The 22,574-nt window shown below is 45.9% G+C and carries 23 protein-coding genes and 1 pseudogene; 12 read left to right on the top strand and 12 right to left on the bottom strand.

All coding sequences use genetic code 11. The features are described from left to right. The 3 genes from QUA58_RS04870 to QUA58_RS04860 all read left to right on the top strand — a co-directional run. Nucleotides 1–325: hypothetical protein (locus QUA58_RS04870; protein WP_333393203.1), on the top strand; the 325-nt coding region annotated here is incomplete at its 5' end. A gap of 60 nt (nt 326–385) precedes the next feature. Continuing rightward, nucleotides 386–1,093, top strand: a complete 708-nt coding sequence (gene bioD / locus QUA58_RS04865; RefSeq protein ID WP_333393202.1) for a dethiobiotin synthase — start codon at nt 386–388, stop codon at nt 1,091–1,093. Between the two features lie 144 nt (nt 1,094–1,237). Beyond that, entirely contained in the window at nt 1,238–2,452 is a 1,215-nt protein-coding gene (locus QUA58_RS04860; RefSeq protein ID WP_333248892.1) for a M20 family metallopeptidase, read from the top strand. Nucleotides 2,453–2,722: 270 nt separating this feature from the next. Here QUA58_RS04860 and QUA58_RS04855 read toward each other — a convergent pair whose 3' ends face one another. After that, a complete protein-coding gene (locus tag QUA58_RS04855; protein WP_333248896.1) occupies nt 2,723–3,703 on the bottom strand; it encodes an aldo/keto reductase in 981 nt (326 codons plus the stop codon). 348 nt (nt 3,704–4,051) lie between these two features. Continuing rightward, nucleotides 4,052–5,443, bottom strand: coding sequence for a glycoside hydrolase family 10 protein (locus tag QUA58_RS04850; protein ID WP_333248898.1), 1,392 nt, complete (start codon nt 5,441–5,443; stop codon nt 4,052–4,054). A 420-nt stretch (nt 5,444–5,863) separates the two neighbouring features. Here QUA58_RS04850 and QUA58_RS04845 point away from each other — a divergent pair, with 420 nt between their 5' ends. From QUA58_RS04845 to QUA58_RS04835, 3 genes are all read left to right on the top strand, one after another. Beyond that, entirely contained in the window at nt 5,864–7,117 is a 1,254-nt protein-coding gene (locus tag QUA58_RS04845; protein ID WP_445301864.1) for an FAD-dependent oxidoreductase, read from the top strand. Between the two features lie 125 nt (nt 7,118–7,242). Beyond that, nucleotides 7,243–7,905, top strand: coding sequence for a DUF2834 domain-containing protein (locus tag QUA58_RS04840; protein WP_333393200.1), 663 nt, complete (start codon nt 7,243–7,245; stop codon nt 7,903–7,905). 202 nt (nt 7,906–8,107) lie between these two features. After that, complete coding sequence (locus QUA58_RS04835) at nt 8,108–8,860, top strand: gamma-glutamyl-gamma-aminobutyrate hydrolase family protein (protein WP_333393199.1); 753 nt, start codon at nt 8,108–8,110, stop codon at nt 8,858–8,860. A gap of 4 nt (nt 8,861–8,864) precedes the next feature. On the opposite strand, the gene QUA58_RS04830 is transcribed toward QUA58_RS04835, so the two are convergent. From QUA58_RS04830 to QUA58_RS04795, 8 genes and pseudogenes are all read right to left on the bottom strand, one after another. Further along, nucleotides 8,865–9,053, bottom strand: coding sequence for a CPXCG motif-containing cysteine-rich protein (locus QUA58_RS04830; protein WP_333084521.1), 189 nt, complete (start codon nt 9,051–9,053; stop codon nt 8,865–8,867). Then, the gene (locus QUA58_RS04825; RefSeq protein WP_333393198.1) at nt 9,037–9,498 is read right to left on the bottom strand and encodes an SRPBCC family protein; all 462 of its coding nucleotides are present in this window, start codon (nt 9,496–9,498) and stop codon (nt 9,037–9,039) included. The genes QUA58_RS04830 and QUA58_RS04825 overlap by 17 nt, the downstream gene beginning before the upstream one ends. A gap of 12 nt (nt 9,499–9,510) precedes the next feature. After that, the gene (locus tag QUA58_RS04820) at nt 9,511–9,864 is read right to left on the bottom strand and encodes a transcriptional regulator (RefSeq protein WP_333393197.1); all 354 of its coding nucleotides are present in this window, start codon (nt 9,862–9,864) and stop codon (nt 9,511–9,513) included. Nucleotides 9,865–9,868: 4 nt separating this feature from the next. After that, nucleotides 9,869–10,060, bottom strand: a pseudogene (locus tag QUA58_RS04815) (type II toxin-antitoxin system RelE/ParE family toxin); the annotation flags it as partial. A gap of 31 nt (nt 10,061–10,091) precedes the next feature. Next, on the bottom strand, nt 10,092–10,742 hold the full coding sequence (locus QUA58_RS04810; RefSeq protein ID WP_333393196.1) for a hypothetical protein: 651 nt from the start codon (nt 10,740–10,742) through the stop codon (nt 10,092–10,094). A gap of 159 nt (nt 10,743–10,901) precedes the next feature. After that, nucleotides 10,902–12,557, bottom strand: coding sequence for a radical SAM protein (locus QUA58_RS04805; protein ID WP_333393195.1), 1,656 nt, complete (start codon nt 12,555–12,557; stop codon nt 10,902–10,904). 310 nt (nt 12,558–12,867) lie between these two features. Further along, nucleotides 12,868–13,377 (bottom strand): signal peptidase II, encoded by a 510-nt coding sequence (lspA, locus tag QUA58_RS04800; protein WP_333256087.1) that lies wholly within the window; start codon nt 13,375–13,377, stop codon nt 12,868–12,870. Between the two features lie 286 nt (nt 13,378–13,663). Further along, on the bottom strand, nt 13,664–14,242 hold the full coding sequence (locus QUA58_RS04795) for a biotin transporter BioY (RefSeq protein ID WP_333256085.1): 579 nt from the start codon (nt 14,240–14,242) through the stop codon (nt 13,664–13,666). A gap of 383 nt (nt 14,243–14,625) precedes the next feature. Between QUA58_RS04795 and pstS the strand changes: the two genes are divergently transcribed. The 4 genes from pstS (at nt 14,626) to pstB (ending at nt 19,081) form a co-directional block, all read left to right on the top strand. Continuing rightward, nucleotides 14,626–15,792, top strand: coding sequence for a phosphate ABC transporter substrate-binding protein PstS (gene pstS / locus QUA58_RS04790; protein ID WP_333256084.1), 1,167 nt, complete (start codon nt 14,626–14,628; stop codon nt 15,790–15,792). A gap of 489 nt (nt 15,793–16,281) precedes the next feature. Beyond that, nucleotides 16,282–17,238, top strand: coding sequence for a phosphate ABC transporter permease subunit PstC (gene pstC, locus QUA58_RS04785; RefSeq protein WP_333256080.1), 957 nt, complete (start codon nt 16,282–16,284; stop codon nt 17,236–17,238). Between the two features lie 34 nt (nt 17,239–17,272). Beyond that, nucleotides 17,273–18,166: a phosphate ABC transporter permease PstA gene (pstA, locus tag QUA58_RS04780; RefSeq protein ID WP_333393194.1), complete on the top strand. Its 894-nt coding sequence runs from the start codon at nt 17,273–17,275 to the stop codon at nt 18,164–18,166. A gap of 114 nt (nt 18,167–18,280) precedes the next feature. Continuing rightward, nucleotides 18,281–19,081 carry a phosphate ABC transporter ATP-binding protein PstB gene (gene pstB / locus QUA58_RS04775; RefSeq protein ID WP_333256076.1) on the top strand — a complete coding sequence of 267 codons (801 nt, stop codon included), beginning with the start codon at nt 18,281–18,283 and terminating at the stop codon, nt 19,079–19,081. 267 nt (nt 19,082–19,348) lie between these two features. Here the strand turns inward: pstB and QUA58_RS31475 are convergent, their stop codons facing one another. Further along, on the bottom strand, nt 19,349–19,612 hold the full coding sequence (locus QUA58_RS31475; RefSeq protein WP_445243702.1) for an NblA/ycf18 family protein: 264 nt from the start codon (nt 19,610–19,612) through the stop codon (nt 19,349–19,351). A gap of 135 nt (nt 19,613–19,747) precedes the next feature. Here QUA58_RS31475 and QUA58_RS04765 point away from each other — a divergent pair, with 135 nt between their 5' ends. Together QUA58_RS04765 and QUA58_RS04760 are read left to right on the top strand one after the other, a co-directional pair. After that, nucleotides 19,748–20,344, top strand: coding sequence for a phycobiliprotein lyase (locus QUA58_RS04765; RefSeq protein ID WP_333256074.1), 597 nt, complete (start codon nt 19,748–19,750; stop codon nt 20,342–20,344). Between the two features lie 248 nt (nt 20,345–20,592). Further along, entirely contained in the window at nt 20,593–21,348 is a 756-nt protein-coding gene (locus QUA58_RS04760; RefSeq protein WP_333256072.1) for a phycobilisome rod-core linker polypeptide, read from the top strand. A gap of 242 nt (nt 21,349–21,590) precedes the next feature. Here the strand turns inward: QUA58_RS04760 and QUA58_RS04755 are convergent, their stop codons facing one another. Continuing rightward, a complete protein-coding gene (locus QUA58_RS04755) occupies nt 21,591–22,556 on the bottom strand; it encodes an RluA family pseudouridine synthase (RefSeq protein ID WP_333256069.1) in 966 nt (321 codons plus the stop codon). Between the last annotated feature and the right edge of the window lie 18 nt (nt 22,557–22,574).

The raw sequence follows: 22,574 nt of genomic DNA, 5'->3' as shown, positions 1-22,574 counted from the left end.
CCCAGAACCAACCCCAGCGCCAACTCCGACACCAAAACCGACGCCAGCACCGAGTCCCGCGCCCAAACCGACTCCGAAACCGACTCCAGCGCCCAAACCGACGCCCGCACCAACACCAACACCCGCACCGTCACCGGAACCTGCCCCAACACCCGCACCGTCACCGGAACCTGCCCCAACACCCGCACCGTCGCCGGAACCTGCACCAACTCCCGCACCGTCGCCGGAACCTGCACCAACTCCCGCACCGTCGCCGGAACCTGCACCAACTCCCGCACCGTCGCCAGAACCTGCACCAACTCCCGCACCGTCGCCAGAACTCTAAACTTCTGGCAAAATTCCCCTAGACTGAGGTTGATGCCAATTAATTGTTAGCTATTTGCCAATGAACTCCTTGCTAATTGCTGGAACTGATACCGACGCGGGCAAAACTGTTTTGACCAGCGCTTTGGCTGCTTATTGGCAAATGTATTTTCCCGATCGCAGTTTGGGAATTATGAAGCTGTTGCAAACAGGAACGGGCGATCGCGAACTCTACACCCGTTTGTTTTCCCTCGACCAATCCCCCGAAGAACTCAATCCGCTGCACTTTGATGCGCCTCTAGCACCGCCCATTGCCGCCGAACGGGAGGGGAGACATATCGAACTCGAAAAGGTCTGGACGGCGTGGCAAAGCCTCTCTGAGCGCAAGGATTTTGTGTTGGTGGAAGCTTTGGGAGGGCTGGGTTCGCCTGTAACGTGGGAACTGACGGTGGCCGATATTGCCAGGGATTGGCGGCTGAGGGGAGTTTTGGTGGTACCTGTGAGGTTGGGGGCGATCGGGCAAGCTGTGGCGAATGTTGCTCTCGCCAGACACACTGGTTTTAAGCTCAGAGGAATTGTGCTCAATTGCGTTAAAGCTTATTCTGAACAAGAAATTGCCGATTTAGCGCCCGTTGATTTGATCGAGTCGCTGACTCAAATACCTGTGTTGGGTATTTTGCCGCATTTAGATGACCCGACTGACCTTGCTAAATTAGCTAAAGCAGCTTCAGATTTAGATTTAGAGCGGTTACTGCCAGGGGTTAATTTAGTTCCTCAGACTTCTAAATAACCCTATTCTAAACACCTCTCTTTCTCTGCGTACTCTGCGCCCTCTGCGGTTAAAAACTAAGATTTTATTTTAACCGCAGAGAGCGCAGAGAGCACAGAGAAAGAAAAGAGAGAGTTTTACAAATTGCTATAAGGAGAATAAAACATGGTTTCTACTTTACCGAATTTAACTTCTGTCAATTTATCTCAATTGCGGCTGGAGATTAGAAATTTGCAGCCTCAGTTAGTCGAATGGCGTCGCCTTTTGCACCAAAAGCCGGAGTTAAGTTTTGATGAAAATTTAACGGCGCAGTTTATCTCACAAAAGTTGCAGGAATGGGGAATTGAGCATGAAACTAATATTGCTAAAACTGGTATTGTCGCAACTATAGATAGCGGGAAACCGGGGCGGGTTTTGGCAATTCGGGCTGATATGGATGCTTTGCCGATTCAAGAAGAAAATGAGGTGGATTATCGATCGCAGCATGATGGAATTATGCACGCTTGCGGCCACGACGGCCACACTGCGATCGCCCTTGGTACTGTCTGTTATCTTGCCAAGCACAAACACAGCTTTTCGGGTAAGGTAAAATTCATCTTTCAGCCCGCCGAAGAAGGCCCGGGCGGCGCAAAACCGATGATTGAAGCGGGAGTTTTGAAGAATCCTGATGTTGATGCGATCGTCGGCTTGCATTTGTGGAACAATCTACCTTTAGGCACTGTAGGCGTTCGCAGCGGCGCGCTGATGGCGGCTGTCGAAGTTTTTGACTGCACGATTTTTGGCAAAGGTGGACACGGCGCAATGCCACATCAGACTGTGGACTCGATCGTAGTTACAGCCCAAATTGTCAGCGCCTTACAGGCAATTGTCGCGCGGAACATTGACCCGATCGACTCAGCGGTAGTAACTGTCGGCAAATTCCACGCAGGCCACACCCACAACGTCATTGCCGATACCGCTCAAATCGGTGGCACCGTGCGCTATTTCAATCCAGCATATCAAGGTTATTTTGCCAAGCGAATCGAGCAATTAATTGCCGGAATTTGTCAGAGTCACGGGGCAAGTTACCAATTAGATTATTGTGCGCTTTATCCGCCAGTTATTAATGATTCGAGAATAGCTGAATTGGTGCGCGGCGTGGCAGAATCAGTTGTAGAAACTCCTGCGGGAATCGTGCCGGAATGTCAAACAATGGGCGGCGAGGATATGTCGTTCTTTTTGCAAGAAGTTCCCGGTTGTTATTTCTTTTTGGGTTCAGCAAATCCCGAGAAAAACTTGGCTTACCCGCACCATCACCCGCGTTTTGATTTTGATGAAACTGCGCTGGGGATGGGTGTAGAAATGTTTGTGCGGTGTGTCGAAAATTTTTGCGCGATGTAAATCAGGCTTTCAGGGGCGGGCTAGAAGCCTACCCCACAATAAAATTTAGTTTTTGTGGAACAGGGAAATTCATCTCTTGTGGAACAGGCATCTTGCCTGTTCATGAAAATGGTACAACATCTCACGTCTTGCACCATTCTCGATAAGCCTTTTATGGGCGGGCTAGAAGCCCACCCCACAATAAAATTTAGTTTTTGTGGAACAGGCAAATTCATGTCTTGTGGAACAGGCATCTTGCCGGTTCATGAGAATGGTAAAACATCTCAGATATTACCGAGTTTGAAAGATATTCTGCACCATTTTCTTATCCACACTCGCCGCCGCCTTATCCAATTCTGCAATCTCGCCCGAATCCAACTCCCAGCCCAAAGCACCAATATTATCCCTCGCCTGTGCCGCAGATTTCGCCCCCGGAATCGGAATAGTTTCTTTGCAGATGCACCAGTTGATTGCTACCTGCGAAACAGTTTTGTTTCTGAATGCCGCTATTTCTCGCAAACAGCTCAAAAGTAATTGCATTCCCGGCAATAACTGCTGGCACGCCAAACCTCGAATACCTTTAGGCAAAGCGCCGTTTTCCGAATATTTCCCCGTCAGCAACCCCAAGGCTAGAGGACTGTAAGCAATCAATTTTATCCCCAATTCATCGCAAACATCTTTCAACCCCAGTTCTGTCACAGGATAGGTGGAAAGTAGGGAATATTGCACTTGTAAAGTAACAATAGGAATTTGGCGCGAGCTAAATCTTTGATGCACCCATTTCAGCCGTTTAGGCCCGTAATTAGACAAGCCCACTCCCTTGACCAATCCTTGCTCATAAAGGTCAGTCAAACCATCCAAAAGAGCCCCCTCTTGCCAAGGAGCGTAATTAGCTGTAGACCAGTGCATTTGCACCAAATCTACATTTTTTCCGAGGCGCGCCGCAGAGGCTTTACCCGCCGATATCATTGATTCTCGCGTCAGTCTCCAAGGATAAGCAGCCAGTTTTGTCGCAATACAAATACTGTCTTTATTGGCACCTTGATATTGTTGAGAAAACTGCCCCAAAAGCTGCTCGCTGCGTCCGTTTAATTTGCCAGTTCCGTAGGAGTCGCCGGTATCGAATAAAGTTACACCGTTACTAACACAAAGATTGAAAACGGCTTGCAATTCCTCGTCCATACTTTCATTGTAGCCCCAAAGGAATCTGTTGCCCCAAGCCCAAGTGCCACAGCCCATTTTTGGCAGTAAAATTGTTTGCTTTGTTTGCATTTTTATTGATGGTAGTTGTTGGTAATACGGATATTTTATAGGAATATAACTCGGTATCCTCCTAGCCCCAAGTAGAGCTGTTTCATTCTGCCAGGGGCCGCCAGGGACTCAAGTCCCTGTCTAATAGCATAAGTCGGTTAAAACCGACTCAAATAGTAATCTCTATTTTGAAAATTAGAGTTACACATATATTCTGCGCTAACTCTCTACAAAAACAGCTTTGATAGAATTGCTACAGTCGTCTTTAGACGACTTCAGCTATGAGACAGGGGTTTAAACCCCTGTCGGACTGTCGGACTAATGGCACACCCTACAAAATTACTAATGACTAAGGACTCTTTAATTCTTTTACGTGGTTGGTGATGGCGAAGGTGCGCTGTTTTTGGTAGGTTGCTCTGGCTTAGCTTTGGGGTCTGGTTTGGGTGGCGCAGGCGGAGGGAAAGTCGCCGCGCGTCTGGGTATTTGTAGCGCTGTTCGGAATGCAGAAGACGGGAAGAAATCGCTAAATTGAGAAAGTCGAACTGCGAGGGGTTCTGGTGCATATTCCCACAAGCTTTCGTAGTAAAAGAAAGCGACGCCTAAGCCGTATCCTTGGACTGCTTGCACCTGAGATTTAATTTGCTGAATCGGTACTTGGTTATTTCTCAAACCTGTCATAATCCCGATGCCGGTGGGAATTTTTTGCTGTGCTTCTTGCATTTCTGGACGGTTAATCTTTTCCACAAATGATTCTAGATTGGGGCGGTACACTTGCACGATTAGCTCGTCGGCAATATCCAAACGCACCCAAGTCAGCCAATCTTGCAGGTGATGTTTGTAAGCAAACTCGTAGTAATTGGGAGAAATCGAGAAAATTGCATTGGGTTTGACTGCTTTGACGGCTTGATTTAGCTGCGACATAAAAGCCGTGATTTTATTGGCTCGCCACTGCACCCATGCTGGATTTTGAAAATCTTTGGGCGGCGCTTTTTTGGTTTCTTTGGTATACAAAGCAACTGTGTAGTCATCGTATCCAAATTCCGACGGCAAACTCATGTGGTCGTCAAATTGAATGCCGTCGGCGTTGTATTGAGTGGTGATTTCGAGTACGAGTTCGGTAATGAATTGCTGCACTTCTGGATGAAAGGGATTGAGCCAAACTACTTCGCCACCTGCACCGATTGATGTTTGGCTGCCGTCCTGTTTTTGTGTCAGCCAATCGGGATGATTAGAGGCTAATTCTGAGGTGGGAGGAGCCATGAAACCAAACTCAAACCAAGGAATTACTAGCAGGCCTTGGCGGTGAGCTTTATCAATTAAATCGGCGATCATATCTTGTCCATCTAACCCTCTGTAAACAAAGGGCTGAATGTCTCTTTGCTGCGCTACATAGCTGGGATACATTGCATAGCCAGAATTCCAGACTACGGGATAGATTGTGTTGAAATTTAACCGTTTTAGTTGGCTGACAGCATCTCCTAGTTTGCGACTATCTCTGAGGATGTCTTTGTCGTTTGTAGTCATCCAAACGCCGCGAATTTCCTGGCGGGGTTGCTGGGCGATCGCCGGAATCAAGTTGTTCACCAGCAATACTATAATGAATGAGAGGGCAAACAGAAGCGGGAAAAGAGTTTTAATCGATCGCTGCCAACTGCGCGGAATGATGCGTAATGTCATAGTTTTGAATGGTGAGTTAGCTATCGAAACACACCCCGGCATAATTTGGTGATAAAATTTGCTCGCTCTACAGTCTACAGCCATTGGCGCTGATTTTGGAATCGGTTAAGTGAAATGGGTGGATTGATGTGCTCCGATCGCAACTGAGCTAAGTATAATCTCTGAGACAGAGGGTAAGTGACAGCATTCTGTCAAAGTGCTGGGAAATCATTCATTAGACCTCTTGCAAAAGTCAAATTTACCCCCCTTAGTCCCCCCTTATTAAGGGGAGAAACAAGAATAATCTTGCTCCCTCCCCTTAATAAGGGGAGGGTTGGGGTGGGGTGCTTTGGATTTTTGCAAGAGTTCTATTACGCACTGCAAGCTCTCCTTACCGGACAGTGCGGCCCAAGGAGTACGAGTGCTGTACAATATCGGTGGTGTAAAATCTTGATCGAACATCTGTAATTTGTGAAACATTTAGTCTTAATTGGCGGCGGTCACAGTCATGCTATCGTATTAAAAATGTTCGGTATCCAACCTCTGCCGGGAGTGCGTTTGACTCTGATTAGCGATGTCCTGCACGCGCCATATTCGGGGATGCTGCCGGGACACGTTGCCGGGTTTTACAATTATGATGAATGTCACATCGATTTGCGATCGCTCGCGGAATTTGCCCGGTGTCAAATATTAATCGATCGGGCGATCGCGATCGACCTTAACAAAAATTTAGTTATTTGTCAAACTCGTCCTCCGGTGAATTTTGATGTGCTTTCGGTGGATATCGGCAGCACTCCTGCGACTTTATCTGTACCGGGAGCGGCAGAATATGCAATTGCAGCTAAACCCGTACCGGAGTTTTTAGCTAGCTGGAATCAGTTAATTTCCCAAAGGCAAAAGCATCCCCAAAAACCGCTGCAGATAGCGATTGTAGGCGGCGGTGCAGGGGGCGTAGAATTAGCATTAAATATGCAATCTCGTATGGCGAAGGAAGAAGGAAGAAGGAAGAAGGAAGAAGGAAGAGGAAAGTTCGGCAGCGGATTGTGTAACGGATGTAACGGATGGATTTTAAAGGAGAGAGGAAAGTTTAAGCAGGAAGAGGGATTAGAAATTCACTTGTTTCATAGCGGTGCTGAATTGATGCCGGGACATAACTATAGAGTACGTCATCGCCTCAAAGAAATTCTGATTATTCGTGGCATTAAAGTACATTTAATGGAAAAAGTCCGTGCCATAGAAAACCAAGAAATGATTGAAATAGCATCCAATGCCCAACACCCAATTCCCAATTCCCAATTCCCAATTCCCAATTTCCAAATCTGTTGTGAATCTGGTTTAAAAGTTGAGTGCGATCGTATTTTTTGGGTAACACAAGCATCCGCAGCCAATTGGATCAGAGAATCCGGTTTAGCAGCCGACTCAAAGGGCTTTATGCAAGTCAATGATTGCCTGCAATCTGTCTCTCACCCCAACGTATTTGCGGCTGGCGATATCGCTGCGATGGTTAATTATCCCCGTCCCAAAGCAGGCGTTTTTGCCGTGCGTCAGGGCAAACCGCTGTTTGAAAACTTGCAGCAGTTTTTATTGGAAAAACCGCTGAAACCCTTTGCACCGCAGGAACAATACTTAGGGTTAATTGGTACTGGGAATAAAAGGGCGATCGCCTCTCGCGGATCTTTCATGTGGGAATCGGCGCTGCTGTGGTATTGGAAAGATTGGATCGATCGCCAATTTATGCAAAAATTTAGCAATCTACCCAAAACCAGCAATACCAAATAGCAATACCTTCCGCTCTAATCTTCTCTTCCTCTGTGTCCTCTGCGTCCTCTGTGGTTAAAAAAAAAGTATCTTTCAAAAATCATTGATCATTGCTATAGTAATATCAGAAGTAAAGAAAACTAACTATGTTCAGAAAAATTGGATTTGGGCTGCTTTGGATTGCATTTATCACCTACGCCTTTGTATTTGCACCACCCGACAGCCCAGAAAAAACCATCACACTAATTACCAATATTTCCACAGGCAAAATAGCAGACATCAACCCTTTAATTGTAGCGTTATTCAACCTCATGGGAGTCTGGCCGCTCATCTACAGTTGCGTCTTATTTGCTGACGGCAGGGGCCAGAAAATACCTGCATGGTTATTTGCCACTTTATCCTTTGGCGTCGGCGCCGTTGCCTTGCTGCCTTATTTAGCCCTGCGCGAACCGAATCATGAATTCTTGGGCAATAAAAATATCTTTTTAAAGATATTAGACTCCCGTTTTACAGGAATTTTCTTAACATTAGGCGCTGCTGCTTTAGTTGCTTTTGGCTTGACAAAAGGCGATTGGTCGGATTTTATTGGGCAGTGGCAAACCAGCCGTTTTATCCACGTAATGAGTTTAGATTTTTGTCTGCTTTGCCTACTATTTCCGGCTTTGTTGGCCGACGACATGGCGCGCCGAGGAATGCAGAATTCTACAGCATTTTGGGCTGTAACATTAGTGCCACTGTTCGGGCCGCTGGCTTATCTGTGTACGCGCCAACCCCTGCCGGAAACTAATACTAAAACTGTTACAAATTAGACAGCAGTAGGGGGAATTCTCAGTTTAATCTAGGAATCAATCACAAGTAATCAGACAAGAAACAGGCAAGATGCCTGTTTCACAACAATAAGTAAGTTTTATTGTGGGCCGTTGCTCCTAGTAGCCCGCCCATGAAACACGGATTACAAATAGTGCCAAATCTGAGTATTAATCTAAATAATTATCTCCCAGTCTCTAGCAAATGAAAAAATTTCCTATTGTTGGCATCACAACATACAACCGCTGTCCAGCAGGCGAATATCGCTTAAATGGAACTTATATTGATGCAGTTCAGGCGGCTGGTGGCATTCCGATTTTACTCCCCCCAAATCAATTAGATCCGGCTAGTATTTTTGATGCAGTAGATGGCTTGATTTTTTCCGGGGGCGGAGATATCAACCCAGAACTTTATGGCGGTTTGTGCGATCGCACAGTTTACTCGGTTAACGCAGAACGCGACAATTTTGAATTAAGCTTAGCAAAGCTAGCTTTGAAGGCTGACATACCTGTGTTGGGGATTTGCCGGGGAATGCAAATTCTGAACGTAGCCAGCGGTGGAAGTTTGGTGATTCACGTACCGGATGCTTACGGAGACGAGGTTAATCACGGATCGGGAATTCCCCCGCGTGCGATCGAGCATACCATTGAAATTGAGCCAAACAGTCGGCTAGCAAAAATTATGGGAAAAACTTCAACAACAGTTGTTTCCTGGCATCATCAAGCAGTGCGGAAGGTAACATCCGATTGGCAAATAGTAGCCAATGCACCTGACACTTTGGTGGAAGCAATGGAACACTGCTCTCACCCTTGGATGATAGCAATTCAATGGCACCCAGAAATGTCGCCAAACTGTTCGTTTAACTCTCGAATTTTTCAGGCTTTCGTAGAAGCAGCAGCTTCAAGATTTATGAATTCTACCAAGTCAGAATCCAAGGCAATTCCTACATTTTTATAGTCACTTATTCTTGATAGTCAGTATCTATTTCAATATCGAGAGTATCTTCATCTATTCTGACATAAAGAACATTCGGGCGACAGCAAACCTGACAATCTTCGATATAAGATTGTTCCATACCACCGCTGATATCAATAAAAGTTGTACTCGGTTCGCCGCAGAAAGCACAGTAATATTCAGCCGTTGTTTGCATCTTTCTCGCACTCTCTTTTTGTGACATCGTGGCGGTAGCGAAACATATCTGTTAACCGCATTTCCACCCACCAACCTAACAGCAAATCGACAATCGGGCCGCCCGGTATCGAAAATGCGATCGCATCTGTCAATCTAGTCTTGCCATTTTCTGAGGTAAACTCGTGTCGGTGAGTCCAACGTGCCATCGGCCCCTCAGTTTGTTCATCAACAAACAAGCGATATTGTTCGCACTCAGTGTGAGTCGCCACCCATTTTATAGGAATCGGCCCCAATAACAGGCGAAATTCTGATACAGCACCCACATCGAGTCCCCCTTCGCGGCGAATGATTTTCACCGGTTGCCAAGGCGGAGTCAAAAGTTGCATAATATCCGGCCTTTCGTGAAAGTTCCAGACTGCTTCAACGGTGGCATTAATCAGCGACGAATATTTAAAATTGGGCATTGTATCGTTGGGCTAGACAGTTAAGTGCGATCGCATTTCAGCATTTGCAGTATTATCCTCTGTATCAGTACAAACAGCAACTGTTAGTTTCAATCCCAAAGCATTCAGCCAAGTTCCCAGATTATAAATCGCATCACTTCCTTGCCGCGACAGCAATTCATCCAATTTTTTTAAGTGCAATTCATATTGTTCTGGAGACATTTTTGGTTGACCTAGAGCTTCTGCTACATCCCTGAGAGCTCGTTTTAGCAGTTCAGGTTCCGGCTCTTCCTCCTCTAATGTCGCCGTTATATAGGCTGCTGCTAGTTCGGGATTTTTTGTAAGAGATTCAATCAAAAATGGATAATAAGGTAGGCTTTTAGGCATTGTCTTAACTCCTATAATCTGTCCAGTATTCTTTAGCTTGGCGGATATCTCTATCTTGAGTCCTTTTATCGCCTCCGCAGATGAGAATCACAATTCTCATTCCTATTTGTTCAAAATAAATTCGGAAACCAGAGCCATAGTCTATCCTTAATTCAAAGACTCCATTTCCAACTGATTGACAATCTCCTAAATTCCCCCAAATAATTTCGAGTTTGCCAAAGGTGAACTTAGGATGGATTAGTAGGACAGTTACTAGCTACTTTGGATTTTGTGGGGATGAGTTGAGGCAATTTAGTAAGAATACGTTCTATTTTTTGTTTGGGATTTTCTTCAAAAGATGTTAAACGAACTTTGAAAAACCGCCCTTGAAGTACAGTCAAGATAATTACAGATTCTGCCTGTCTTCCAGAAACTATAAGTTTTATGGGTACAAATAAAAACTTTAATTCACCGAATTCCCGAGTGGAAGTGACTCCAATATCGGCTTTTTGGTATATTCCGTTTTGAAGAGCGTATCTAACTCCTTCTATAGCTGAATTAAGTGCTTCTTCTACAAAAGGAGAATCCAAAGAATTTCCAATATCTTGATAATTAAGATCGTACAGATATAAATCGAGAGTATTGTCTTTATTTTTCCATTTTGCTCCGTAGCCCTGTCCTTCATCTCTACTGAGAGCCTTATAGTCAACTATAGTAACAAATTCTAAGTCCTCGATTTTCCTAAACGATTGGGCAATATAGCAAAGTTCCAACTTATTTGGATCTCTATTCTCTTGGGCGATGAATATTGTGTTTCCATAGGAAGCAGATATCTTATGAAAAGTACCTGAAACTGGCAAAATAACTAGGAGTGTAAGGATTAATTTTTTCCATTTCATAATAGTACACCCTCAAAAATTTTTATGTCCAATGAATTTGAGCTTTGAAATATAGAACCCATGTGAGATCTATTGCTGTTACCGTGAGCCTTATGCCAGATGGATTTCGGCTGGCTATGACGGCTAATAACACCCCTGATGCTATTATAATCTAATTTACTAAACGCGACTTAGTGAATTCTCACATTCTTGATTGGGCTGTCGTGTTGTATGACTCATCGCCTCAGCCAAATGCTTCTTCAAAGTCGCTTCCGGTAGCGGCCCTTTTAAATGACTCCAAGGCAAAACCTGCTCTAATTCCCACTCTTGAAAAACATAAAAATCCATTTCCGGCAACTGTCCCCGCAACTCCTTAAAAGCCCGCCGATAACTGCCCAAAGTATCGCCGTAATGCCGCACTAATTCCAACAGGCGAGACAACCGCCGATCGCCCTTTGACAACAAACCCTGAATCACAGACCAGTTATAGCTTTCAGGTCTAAATTCTAAACCCAACTTCCGCAATTCTTTATCTAAAAACTTCAGCCTCTTCTCCGCATCTTTATTCACTCCAAACCACTGAAAAGGAGTATGAGATTTCGGGACAAAAGTGCTGCATCCCAGAGTCAACCGCAAACCAGGAACAGCTTTTCTAATCGCCCGCATCATCGCCACCGTCTCCTCTAAATCCTCCATCTCTTCCCCGGGAATTCCCGCCATCCCGTAAAGTTTAATTCCCTTTAAACCGCCAGCCTTAGCATTGATAGCAGCTTGAATAATTTCGTCATTTGTGAGTTTTTTGTTAACGATTTTGCGGAGGTGATCGCTCCCGCTTTCCACCGCAATTGTCACAGATTTGCTGTCTCTGTTGGTCAATATTTTTGCCAATTTAACTGTCACGGTATTCGTCCTTACCGAAGAAAGACTCAGCCGCACGCCGTCGTATTTCGGATGATTCAAATGATCCAGCAACGCTTCAAATTCCGGGTGCTGAGTGACCGAAGCGCCCAACAAACCCAAACGATTAGTCACAGCTAAACCGCGATCGATCGCCGGAATTAGCGAAGCCTCCAAACTCGCAGTTCTAAACGGCAAAGTTAGATAACTTGCTAAACAAAAACGGCACATTTCTGGACAACTGCGAACCACTTCCACCATATAAATATTTTCCCAAGCCGCCTTTTCTGTCACCACAGTAGAAGCAGATAAAGTATTGCCGCGATACGTCTGTTTTTCCACCTCACTGGGAATTCCAGAATCGACAGGCTGAATCGATTTAATACCCTCAGTCGCATCCAGATAAGTTACTTCGTACAAACTGGGGACGTAAACTCCCGGAACTTGGGCTAAATGCCGCAATTTAGTTTGTCTGTCGGCGGTACGGACTTCTTTATAAGCATCAATAAAATTGTCAATGACATTTTCGCCATCTCCCAGCAAAATCACATCAAAAAAATCGGCAAAAGGTTCTGGATTAGCAGTAAAAACAGGGCCACCGCCGAATACTATGGGATGATTATCAGTTCGTTTAGATGCCCAAATCGGAACTTCTAGAGATTCCAGTAAATTGAGAATATTTACATAGTCGAGTTCCCAAGAAAGCGAAAATCCCAGTAATTCTGGATGTCGGGGAAGTTGTTCGCGGATATCAGTAAATAAACGGCTGACTTCAATATCCGATCGCACAGCCAAAGTAGCCCACACTATCTGATAGCCGAGACTGGTGATGCCAACCGTGTACTCGTTGGGAAAAGCAAAAATAGTCGGAATAGCATCAACATCGGGGGTTGCTGGGGCAAATAGCAGGCGTTCTTGAGCAAATTGGTTAGGAGTCATGGGCAAGTTTAACTTTAACAATAGGTTTGTTACTATCTTATTTTAAGTTATTTCCAAATTTATTGTATGGTGTATAATTTATGAATAGACTTGCATTGCACTCAGTCCATTTCAATTCAATAATTGAAATCTGCGTTAATCTGTGTTGCATCTGCCTTCAACCAGCGGTTGCCCGATCGAGCTTTTATGCAGATAAAGTATAAAATTTAAACATAAAATAATAATTGACCAGCACAGCCTAGGATTAGTTAGCAGTTACATCTGTTACATCTGCTTTTACTAATCCGTTTCCGAACTTAGTGTTTCAAAGTTACTCTGAAATAGAATTACTCGCGTCTCGGTTTTTCGGCGGCGGTGGGCCGTGAAAAGTCGCAATCAGCAAACAGATAATCCCAGCGTTAATAAACACATCGGCTAGATTAAATACCGGGAACCGAATTATCCTAAAATCGATAAAATCCACAACATGGCCCAACACAAATCGATCGATCCCGTTACCCAGCGCGCCCCCCAAAATCAAACCGTAGCCAGCTTGTTCCCAGCGGTTAATTCGCGGCCCGAACCAAGCCAGCACTATCAATCCCACACTAACGCCCAAAGACAGCCACCGCAACCAAATCGCCCCGCCATTGCTAAAAAGACTAAAAGCCGCACCGGTATTAACAACATAAGTGAAGTGAAACACCCCAGGTAACAGCGGCTGCGTCTGCGGAGGAACCGTCAAGTCAAAATTTTGTACCACCCAAAACTTAGTCAGGTGGTCTAAAACTAAACTGATAACAGCAGCAACCCAGAACAAGGGATTTCTTTTAAAACGCATGAATTAGGCAATTGAATAGGGGGCATCGGGCATGGGATAATTTACTCAAATTTCGCTGGTTATTGTCACCAGAATGCAGTGAAACCAAGCAATCCCAGCCGCAACGAGATGACTCTCCCGTTGGGCAATGATAGTATAACCTTATTTTGCACAATTACCAGTTACCTCTTCTTTCTTCCTTCTTCCTTCTTCCTTCTTCCTTCTTCCTTCTTCCTTCTTCCTCCTTCCTTCTTCCTCCTTCCTTCTTTTCACCCTGAGCGAAGCCTTCTTCCTTCTTCCTTCGCAATTAATAAAACATCAAGCGGCGCAAAGTAAATGATAGCAATGCGATCGCACAAACTACCGCCAATTGTCCCGGCAGAGGATAAATTGAATATTTAAGAATCTCATCGAATAAAGGTGTTTTTTTTGCCGGAGGCAGCAAGTAACTAAAAATTAGATAAATTAAGCCGATCGCGTGAACAGTGAACAAACCGCACAAACAGCTAAAAGCCATAGATTCCAGTCGCGAAGCCACCTTAAATGCCACCCAACCGCACACCCAAGCACCAGGCACAAAACCCAGCAAATACCCAAAACTCGCTTCTTTGAGATAGCCGATGCCGCCGCCTTGAGAAAAAACTGGCCACAAAGTTAATCCTAAAGCTAAATACGCTATTTGCGAGAGAGCCGCAGCATTTTTCCCCCCCATGCAGCCTACTAGCAAAACTGCTCCAATTTGATAGGTAACACCTAAAGAGTACGCCTGCAGTCCGCGATCGTCCCACAACCCGATCGGAATTGTGACAGATGCAGGCAAAAAAGTGCCTCCTATCGTCAGGAGCAAACCAATAACAGCCCAGATTAATTCAATAGGAGCAGGCATTATCATCAAACGGCATTCGTCAGAAGGTATAAGGCAGAAGGCATTTGTCAGAGGCAAGCTTCCATGCCCACAGCTTTTAAATTCTTAATACTAGCACTACTGTCAAAAAAACCACCCTTCTATGGTTTTCTGGTTCTCAAGCCTGGATCTTGTGATAATTTAATGAGGAATTTTTCGCAATCGGGCGATCGACTGCTTGTTTCCGTAACTATTTCTCTGCCCTATATCTTATAAATCCACAATCGTCAAGCTAATCAATAAAATTAATAATATTAATTAATATTAAATTGTGATTAAATGTAAAAATTCTTAACCTAACCTTTACTTTCGCGCGATATGCTAGGGCGGGACATCCGTATAACGATCGCAGATTTTGTATACCTATGCTTTTTCGTCTGAACCTGATTAATCCGAATCGTGTGACAACAGCAATTTCCGCTGTGGCGATCGCCCTCAGCTTAGCAGCTTGTGGCGGCGGCAGCACAACCAGCAGCAGCCCCAGCCCCGGCGACACAGCAGCATCCCCCGTTGCAGCCACCGGCACAGCAGCAAACACCAAACTCGCCCTAACCTCAGACGTAGCAATCACCGCAGCCGGCGCCTCATTCCCCGCCCCCCTCTACCAGCGTTGGTTTCAAGACTTCAACAAAATCAACCCCAAAGTACAAATTAACTATCAATCAGTAGGCAGCGGCGCCGGAGTCGAACAATTTACCAAAGGCACAGTAGACTTTGGGGCCAGCGACACCGGCATGAAAGACGACGAAATAGCCAAAGTTCCAGCAGACAAAGGCGTGATTTTGCTACCCATGACAGCCGGCAGCATCGTCATCGGCTACAACCTGCCAGAAGTACCCGAACTCAAACTGCCCAGAGACGTTTACACAGAAATCTTCCTAGGTAAAATTACCAAGTGGAACGACCCCAAAATTGCAGCAGCCAATCCGGGTGTTACATTGCCAGACCAAAACATCACCGTAGTCCACCGTTCCGACGGTAGTGGCACCTCCGCCATCTTCACCAAACACCTGAGTGCCATCAGCCCCGACTGGAAAACAGCAGTAGGCGAAGGCAAAACAGTACAGTGGCCCGTAGGCGTAGGCGCAAAAGGCAACGAAGGCGTCACCAGCCAACTCCTGCAAACAGCAGGAAGCGTCGGCTACATCGAATATGGCTACGCCAAAAACAACAACGTCAAATTTGCATCTTTGCAAAACAAAGCAGGCACATTTGTAGTACCTACAGACGATTCAGCTTCTCAAGCTCTAGCAACTGCGCCCCTGCCCGAAAACCTGCGAGCATTTATCGAAGACCCGGAAGGCGCTCAATCCTATCCAATTGTCACCTACACTTGGATGCTCGTCCCCAAAACAGTTGCAGACCCCAACAAAGCCAAAGCCATCGAGGCAATGGTTGAATACGGCTTAACCGAAGGTCAAAAAGTTAGTTCCGAATTGGGCTACGTTCCTCTGCCCCAAAACGTCAGAGAAAAAGTTGCTTTGGCAGCCGACGGCATCAGCCCCGACTACAAGATTGAGATTGGCAAATAGTAATTGAAGTCAGTTGACAGTTGGCAGTTGGCAGTTGACAGTTGACAGTTGGCAGTTGGCAGTTGGCAGTTGGCAGTTGACAGTTGACAGTTGACAGTTGGCAGTTTTCAGAGGGAAAAAAGCCCTTTGGCTTGGCAAGCGGGTAAAAAAAGGAAGAAACAAAAGAGATATTTCTGTAGGGGTGGGTTCACCAACAATAATTGCCTAAAACCCACAATCTTGTAAACCCACCCCCACCCAACTTCGATATCTTTCGGTGCATCTATTTATGTAGATACCGTAGGGTGCGTCGCCACCAACAATCTACCGAGAAAGCTCGAAAATCTTGCAGCGACGCACACTACAAGGAGCAGGTTTTACTTGTGGAACAGGCGTCCCGCCTGTGTATTTTGATTCCTTCTGGCGCCTGTGCATTTCTCCAGTTGCTTCTAGCTTTTTGTTTTTGGCGAAAATGCAATTTTTCCTTACTGTTTTTTTGGATTTTTATATATGGTTTCAGATACTCACACCGCTCAACCAGAGAAGCGTTCTCGTTCTCCGATAGAAAAATCCTTAGACCAAGGCTTTATCTGGCTGACTCGGATTTTGGGAATAGGAGTTGGCGTAATTTTGCTGGTAATCGCGCTTACCGTTGCTTTCAGAGCTTTACCTGCTATTCAACAGTATGGTTTGGGATTTCTGTTTAGCAGTGATTGGAATCCCGTTAAAGAAGAGTACGGTGCGCTGCCGATGATTTACGGGACGATCGTCAGTTCGGCGATCGCGCTCCTAATTGCAGTACCATTAGGAGTAGGGACTGCCATCTTTTTGAGCGAAGACTTTTTGCCGCTGCCAGTGCGTACAGCTTTAGTTTTCTTAGTAGAACTTTTAGCCGCCATTCCCAGCGTAGTCTACGGTTTGTGGGGAATTGCTGTATTGATCCCCATTATTACCAACATCGGAAAGTTTCTCAACGGTAACTTCGGATGGCTGCCAATTTTTAGCACACCGCCAGTGGGGCCGGGAATGTTACCCGCCGGAGTAATTTTGGGGATTATGACTTTGCCCATTATTACTGCTATCTCCCGCGACTCTTTAGCAAGCCTCCCCCCCGAATTGCGACAAGCATCTCTGGGTTTGGGAGCAACTCGCTGGACAACAATCTTTAGAGTCCTCGTACCAGCGGCTTTTTCCGGGATTGTCGGCGGAATTATGCTAGGCCTCGGCCGCGCGATGGGAGAAACAATGGCCGCAACGCTGTTAATTGGCAATTCCAATCAGTTAAGTGCTTCTGTGCTAGCTCCTGCAAATACTATTGCTTCTCTGATGGCAAATCAATTTGCCGAAGCTTCAGGATTGCAAGTGGCGGCTCTGATGTACACCGGGCTAATTCTGTTTATTATGACGCTGATTGTCAATATTTTGGCAGAGTGGATTGTTTCTCAAGTAAGAGCGAAGTACAACTAGAAGTTTGGCACAATTTCCTACATAGTTTTAGTTTATGTCAAAGAGCGTCTCGGATGAGAATCCTTTTGGATCGAAAACAGGCAGTTTAAAGAAGGTTAAAAACAGCTCGCAAGCGCTGTTTAGTATGGCGATGACTGTACTGGCTGGCTCGGCTCTGGCGATAACTCTGCTGCCTTTGTTTGCAGTGCTTTCCTACGTAGCCGTACAAGGTTTTAATCGCCTAAATTTAGACTTGTTCACCAAGCTGCCGCCCGCACCGGGACTGTCGGGAGGCGGTATCGCCAATGCCATTCTCGGTACATTAATGACCGTAGGAATTGCTTCTCTAATTGCTGTTCCTTTTGGTGTGTTGGCCGCCGTTTATTTGTCGGAATTCAGCAGCGGCAGCATTGCTCGCTGGGTGCGCTTTGCTACTAATGTCCTCAGCGGCGTTCCTTCGATTATTGCCGGGGTATTTGCCTACGGTTTGTTCGTGGTAAATATGGGAGGTTTTTCGGCAATTGCAGGGGGCGCGGCGCTCGCTGTGCTGATGTTGCCGACGATTGTGCGAACTACTGACGAAGCTCTACAAATCGTCCCGCAAGATATTAGATGGGCGTCGGTGGGTGTGGGTGCTTCTAATTATCAAACAGTGTTGCAGGTAGTTTTGCCTGCGGCAATTCCGGCTATTTTAACTGGTGTGACGCTGGCAATTGCCCGCGCTGCTGGAGAAACTGCTCCTTTGATTTTCACGGCGCTGAATTCGCCTTTTTGGCCGGCCGGATTTGATAAGCCAACTCCGTCGCTTTCGGTTTTGGTTTATAACTTTGCAACGGTTCCTTTTAAGGCACAGAAAGAGTTGGCTTGGGCTGCATCTTTGATTTTGGTGTTTATGGTTTTGCTGACGAGTATTCTGTCTCGCTGGGCTACTCGCCAAAAGGTTTATTGAAGGAAGAAGGAAGAAGGAAGAAGGAAGAAGGAAGAAGGAAGATTTTCTCCATCTCCAACTTTTCCACTTTCATCTTCTCATTATTTTGTAAAATTTGATTGGAGTATTAGGTGTATGATGATGGATTTGGACAAGCAGACGGAAACTGTTTTACGGACTGAAAATATCAATATTTTTTACGGCGGTTTTCACGCGGTGAAAAATGTTTCGCTAGAAATTCCCAAAAATCGCATTACTGCTTTGATCGGGCCTTCTGGCTGTGGCAAAAGTACAATTCTCCGATGTTTTAACCGCCTTAACGATTTAGTTAACGGTTTTCGTTTAGAGGGTAGAATTCATTACCAAGGTCAAAATCTTTACGATCCTGATATTGATGCTGTGGAGGTGCGCCGCAAGATTGGGATGGTGTTTCAAAAGCCGAATCCTTTCCCGAAGTCGATTTATGACAATATTGCTTACGGTGCGAGGGTTAATAATTATAAGGGAGATATGGATGAGCTGGTGGAAAAGTCGCTCCAACAAGCTTATTTGTGGGATGAGGTTAAGGATAAGTTAAAGCAAAGCGGTTTTTCTCTTTCGGGCGGCCAGCAGCAGCGTTTGTGTATTGCTAGGGCGATCGCGATTAATCCTGATGTAATCTTAATGGATGAACCTTGCGCTTCTCTTGACCCGATTTCGACGATTAAGATTGAGGAGTTGATGCGGGAACTCAAGGAGAAGTATACGATCGTGATTGTGACTCACAATATGCAGCAGGCTTCTCGGGTTTCTGACCTAACTGCTTTTTTCAATGCTAAACTTTCTGACGATGGGAAGCGGTTTGGCTATCTTGTGGAGTGTGACAAAACTGAGGTAATTTTCCAAAGTCCAAAGGAAGAGTCTACTTTGGATTATGTGAGTGGCCGTTTTGGTTGAGTTGCGGGAGTCTGCGAGAGTGCCCGACAGCGCCCGATAGTGTTCGACAGGTTGAAACAATCGCGCTACACAAACGAAGTCCGCCTCCGCAGACTGGGATTTCAGTGGCGACTCTAGTAGCGAGAAAAAAAACCTGCATAAAAGTTTTCTAACTGAAGAATCCCGGTTTCTTGGAGAAGCCGGGATTCTGGGTTTTATGATTAAAAGCTCGATCGCACTTTTTGCAGATACAAGCCGCTGATTTTGTTGAAGAAGTTATCGAAGAGCTCACATTTTCTTCATCCAATACTTTAACAAATTTTCTTTGACCATGTTCTGCCGCATAACTTCTAGCAGATATTCCTGAGCTTGGTCTTGGCTCAAGCTTTTGACTTGTTCGCTCAGGACTTGCAGTTTGAACTGCTGTTCCATGCTGAGGCTGGTTGTAGGCATATCCATAATTCGCTCCTCCAGTTTGCTGAGATCGATGCGAGTTCGATCGAAATGACGTTTCGCAGGATTTGTTGTGTCTCCTACATTGTAAACTATCATAACATTCGCTTGACAATATGTCCAAAGTAGACATTTTGAGACTAATTTGTGCCGCAAAAGTACATCTAAGTGGGGAGAGCTTTATCATAAAAAGGCGTAAAGACCGGGAAGCATAAGCCAAAGGAGCTATTTTGTATGGATGCAATGGAGTTTTTTCAGAGTAGTGCTGGAGAATGGCGATCGCAGCGCAGCACTCACCACCTAGCTTTCCGCCAAGCGGAGATTGGGGATTCAAATATTCAGGTAACGGCCCTAGGTGCGGATGACGCGCGAGTGGCTGAAATTTGCCAGATGCACGAGGTCGATCCGAGTCGGGCTGCTGGGGGAGCATTTGTGACTTGGCACGGCACTATGGCGTGGGATAAGGATGATGAGAATCACAAGGGCTCTACCGTATTCGCGATCGTCCCCGATCCTGAAAATCCCCGACAGGGCTTGATGTTGCGCGAACGGGGCTATGCGGAAATTGTGCCGGTGGCTGGCCGTTTTGAGATGGATGACGAGGATGGGCTGCTGCTGATTACGGAATACGAGACGATGAGTTCGATCGAGCGTTTCTGGTTTGCTAATCCGAACGTGCGGATGCGGACGAGTAGTGTAAAGCGCTTTGGCGGTTTCAGCACATCGACTTTTTGTACCGAAATTCGGGTGCAACCAGACTCGGATGCAACATCAGAAGCAGCAGGAGATCAAGTGGCCACCAGTGAGTTTTATTCGGCTCTGGGCTGGTAATTTATTTGACTGTGGACGGTTGACTGTGGACGATTGACTGTGGACGGTTGACTAAAATCTGCCAACTGCCAACTGCCAACGGTCCACTGTCCACTGACAACAAATGTTACAGATTGTTGCAAAAATTCAGGAAAATCAGATTTAGACTGCGGGAATCCCCTAATCTGTATGTTGGTTAGTTGTATCCGTTATGCTGGCAGCTCACGGTGTCAACTATTTCTGAAATTTGAGATAACGGAGATTTTAACGTGGCGCTTCCTTTATTAAGCTACGCCCCCAACAGCCAAAACCAGCGCGTTGCTGGTTTTGAAGTAGGCGGCGACGAGCAGCCGAGAATTTTCACAACTGAAAATGTGCTCTCGTCTGGAGACATGGAAAATTTGATTTGGGCTGGATATCGCCAGATTTACAGCGAACACCAAATCCTCAAGAGCAACCGCCAAAAGTCTTTGGAGTCGCAACTCAAGTTCGGCCAAATTACTGTGCGGGACTTTATTCGCGGTTTGGCGACTTCTGCTCCTTTCCTAGAGCGGAATTACCAAACTAACAGCAACTACCGGTTTGTGGAAATGTGCGTGCAGCGCATTTTGGGCCGGGATGTGTACAGCGAGCGCGAAAAGATTGCTTGGTCGATCGTGGTAGCAAATAAGGGGCCTCAAGGCTTTATTGACGAGTTGGTCAATAGCGAAGAGTACCTGGAAAAGTTCGGCTACGATACCGTACCTTACCAGCAGCGCCGAATTTTGCCTCAGCGAGTTGGAGGAGACACTCCTTTCAACTTGAAAACGCCCCGCTACGGTGAGTACCACCGTTCGCAGCTTGGCTTCCCGCAAATCATCTGGCAGACAAGTGTCCGCCGTTTTGTTCCTCAAGAACAACAAGCGAAGGCTGGCGATCCGTCGAACTATTTGGGTATGGCGCGCAATATGCCCATGCCTGCTACTCCGCCGCAGCGTGTGCCTCTGGCTAATATCAATATTGCCACGATGGTTCCTCGCCGCTAATTGATGCTGCTTGGTGCTATTGTTTGTGTCGGGCTATGGATTTAATCGATCGGCTTTTACGCTGAGAGAGTTTTGAGTCTTGAGTTTTGAGGTTTGAGTTTTTTGATAAACTTGGAATCCAAAACTCGGGACTCATAATTTTTTGACTGTTGACTGTTGACTGTTGACTGTTGTCGGTTGACTGTTAACTGTTGACTGTTGTCATTACCAATTACTAATGTTCTATGCCCTATGCCCTATTATCAAATATTAGCTCGCAGGCGCAATATTTTTAGCAGGGTGTTGAATTGATCGGGTAAAGGCGCGATCGCCTCTATTAATTCTCCTGTTACGGGATGCTGCAATGTCAGCCGCCATGCGTGGAGGGCTTGTCCGGTTAAATTGACGCCGATGGAACGGTTGGAACTGTACATCGGGTCGCCGACAATGGGATGTTTTATTTCGGCTGTATGCACGCGAATTTGATGAGTGCGGCCGGTTTCTAATTGATAGTGCATTAAGCAATAGTTGCCGATTCTTTCTTTGATTGTCCAGTGAGTAACTGCGGGGCGGCCGCCTTTTTCTACTGGTACTACTGCCATTTTTTTGCGATCTGTGGGATGCCGGCCGATGGGTAGGTCTATTGTGCCTGTTTCGGTGTTCGGAGCGCCGTAAACTATGCCTAAATATTCGCGGCGGGCGGTTTTGGTTTTGAGTTGGGCTTGCAGGTGTTGGTGAGCAATGTCGGTTTTGGCGATCGCGATCGCACCTGTTGTATCTTTGTCTAATCTGTGGACGATTCCCGGCCGCTGAACTCCGCCGATTTCTGCTAGGGGACAGTGGGCTAAGAGGGCGTTGACTAATGTACCGTCTTGATGTCCGGCGGCTGGGTGAACGACTAATCCGGCTGGTTTGTTGATGATAATTAGGCTGTCGTCTTCGTAAAGAATGTCGAGGGGAATTGCTTGGGGCTGCAATTTTGTGGGCTGGGTTTCGGGTAAGGTGAGGTGGATGCGATCGCCCGTTTTGACTGATATTTTTTTCGAGGTGCAGGTTTGGTCGTTGACTTTGACGTTGCCTTGTGATATGAGGCTTTGGATTCGCGATCGGGATAAGTCCGGTATCTGGTTGGACAACCAAATATCTAATCGCTGATTGACATTACTGCGATCGAATTCCTCTGTATTTTCTACTGTGTAAATCTGTGCCGCAGTGTCTGTTTCTATCATTTACTTTTTACTATTTTT

The organism is Microcoleus sp. N9_A1 (genome assembly GCF_036701795.1).
Classification (GTDB): domain Bacteria; phylum Cyanobacteriota; class Cyanobacteriia; order Cyanobacteriales; family Microcoleaceae; genus Microcoleus.
This window is presented reverse-complemented; position numbering and strand designations above follow the sequence as displayed.

Coding starts and splice junctions, on each gene's coding strand:
- QUA58_RS04755 (WP_333256069.1), bottom strand. CDS start 22,556: ATGATAGAAACAGACACTGCGGCACAGATTTACACAGTAGAAAATACA.
- QUA58_RS04840 (WP_333393200.1), top strand. CDS start 7,243: ATGTTCAGAAAAATTGGATTTGGGCTGCTTTGGATTGCATTTATCACC.
- QUA58_RS31475 (WP_445243702.1), bottom strand. CDS start 19,612: ATGATAGTTTACAATGTAGGAGACACAACAAATCCTGCGAAACGTCAT.
- QUA58_RS04810 (WP_333393196.1), bottom strand. CDS start 10,742: ATGAAATGGAAAAAATTAATCCTTACACTCCTAGTTATTTTGCCAGTT.
- QUA58_RS04820 (WP_333393197.1), bottom strand. CDS start 9,864: ATGCCTAAAAGCCTACCTTATTATCCATTTTTGATTGAATCTCTTACA.
- QUA58_RS04830 (WP_333084521.1), bottom strand. CDS start 9,053: ATGCAAACAACGGCTGAATATTACTGTGCTTTCTGCGGCGAACCGAGT.
- pstA (WP_333393194.1), top strand. CDS start 17,273: ATGTCAAAGAGCGTCTCGGATGAGAATCCTTTTGGATCGAAAACAGGC.
- QUA58_RS04855 (WP_333248896.1), bottom strand. CDS start 3,703: ATGCAAACAAAGCAAACAATTTTACTGCCAAAAATGGGCTGTGGCACT.
- QUA58_RS04860 (WP_333248892.1), top strand. CDS start 1,238: ATGGTTTCTACTTTACCGAATTTAACTTCTGTCAATTTATCTCAATTG.
- QUA58_RS04825 (WP_333393198.1), bottom strand. CDS start 9,498: ATGCCCAATTTTAAATATTCGTCGCTGATTAATGCCACCGTTGAAGCA.
- pstB (WP_333256076.1), top strand. CDS start 18,281: ATGATGATGGATTTGGACAAGCAGACGGAAACTGTTTTACGGACTGAA.
- pstS (WP_333256084.1), top strand. CDS start 14,626: ATGCTTTTTCGTCTGAACCTGATTAATCCGAATCGTGTGACAACAGCA.
- pstC (WP_333256080.1), top strand. CDS start 16,282: ATGGTTTCAGATACTCACACCGCTCAACCAGAGAAGCGTTCTCGTTCT.
- QUA58_RS04835 (WP_333393199.1), top strand. CDS start 8,108: ATGAAAAAATTTCCTATTGTTGGCATCACAACATACAACCGCTGTCCA.
- QUA58_RS04845 (WP_445301864.1), top strand. CDS start 5,864: ATGTTCGGTATCCAACCTCTGCCGGGAGTGCGTTTGACTCTGATTAGC.
- lspA (WP_333256087.1), bottom strand. CDS start 13,377: ATGCGTTTTAAAAGAAATCCCTTGTTCTGGGTTGCTGCTGTTATCAGT.
- QUA58_RS04805 (WP_333393195.1), bottom strand. CDS start 12,557: ATGACTCCTAACCAATTTGCTCAAGAACGCCTGCTATTTGCCCCAGCA.
- QUA58_RS04765 (WP_333256074.1), top strand. CDS start 19,748: ATGGATGCAATGGAGTTTTTTCAGAGTAGTGCTGGAGAATGGCGATCG.
- QUA58_RS04850 (WP_333248898.1), bottom strand. CDS start 5,443: ATGGCTGTAGACTGTAGAGCGAGCAAATTTTATCACCAAATTATGCCG.
- bioD (WP_333393202.1), top strand. CDS start 386: ATGAACTCCTTGCTAATTGCTGGAACTGATACCGACGCGGGCAAAACT.
- QUA58_RS04795 (WP_333256085.1), bottom strand. CDS start 14,242: ATGCCTGCTCCTATTGAATTAATCTGGGCTGTTATTGGTTTGCTCCTG.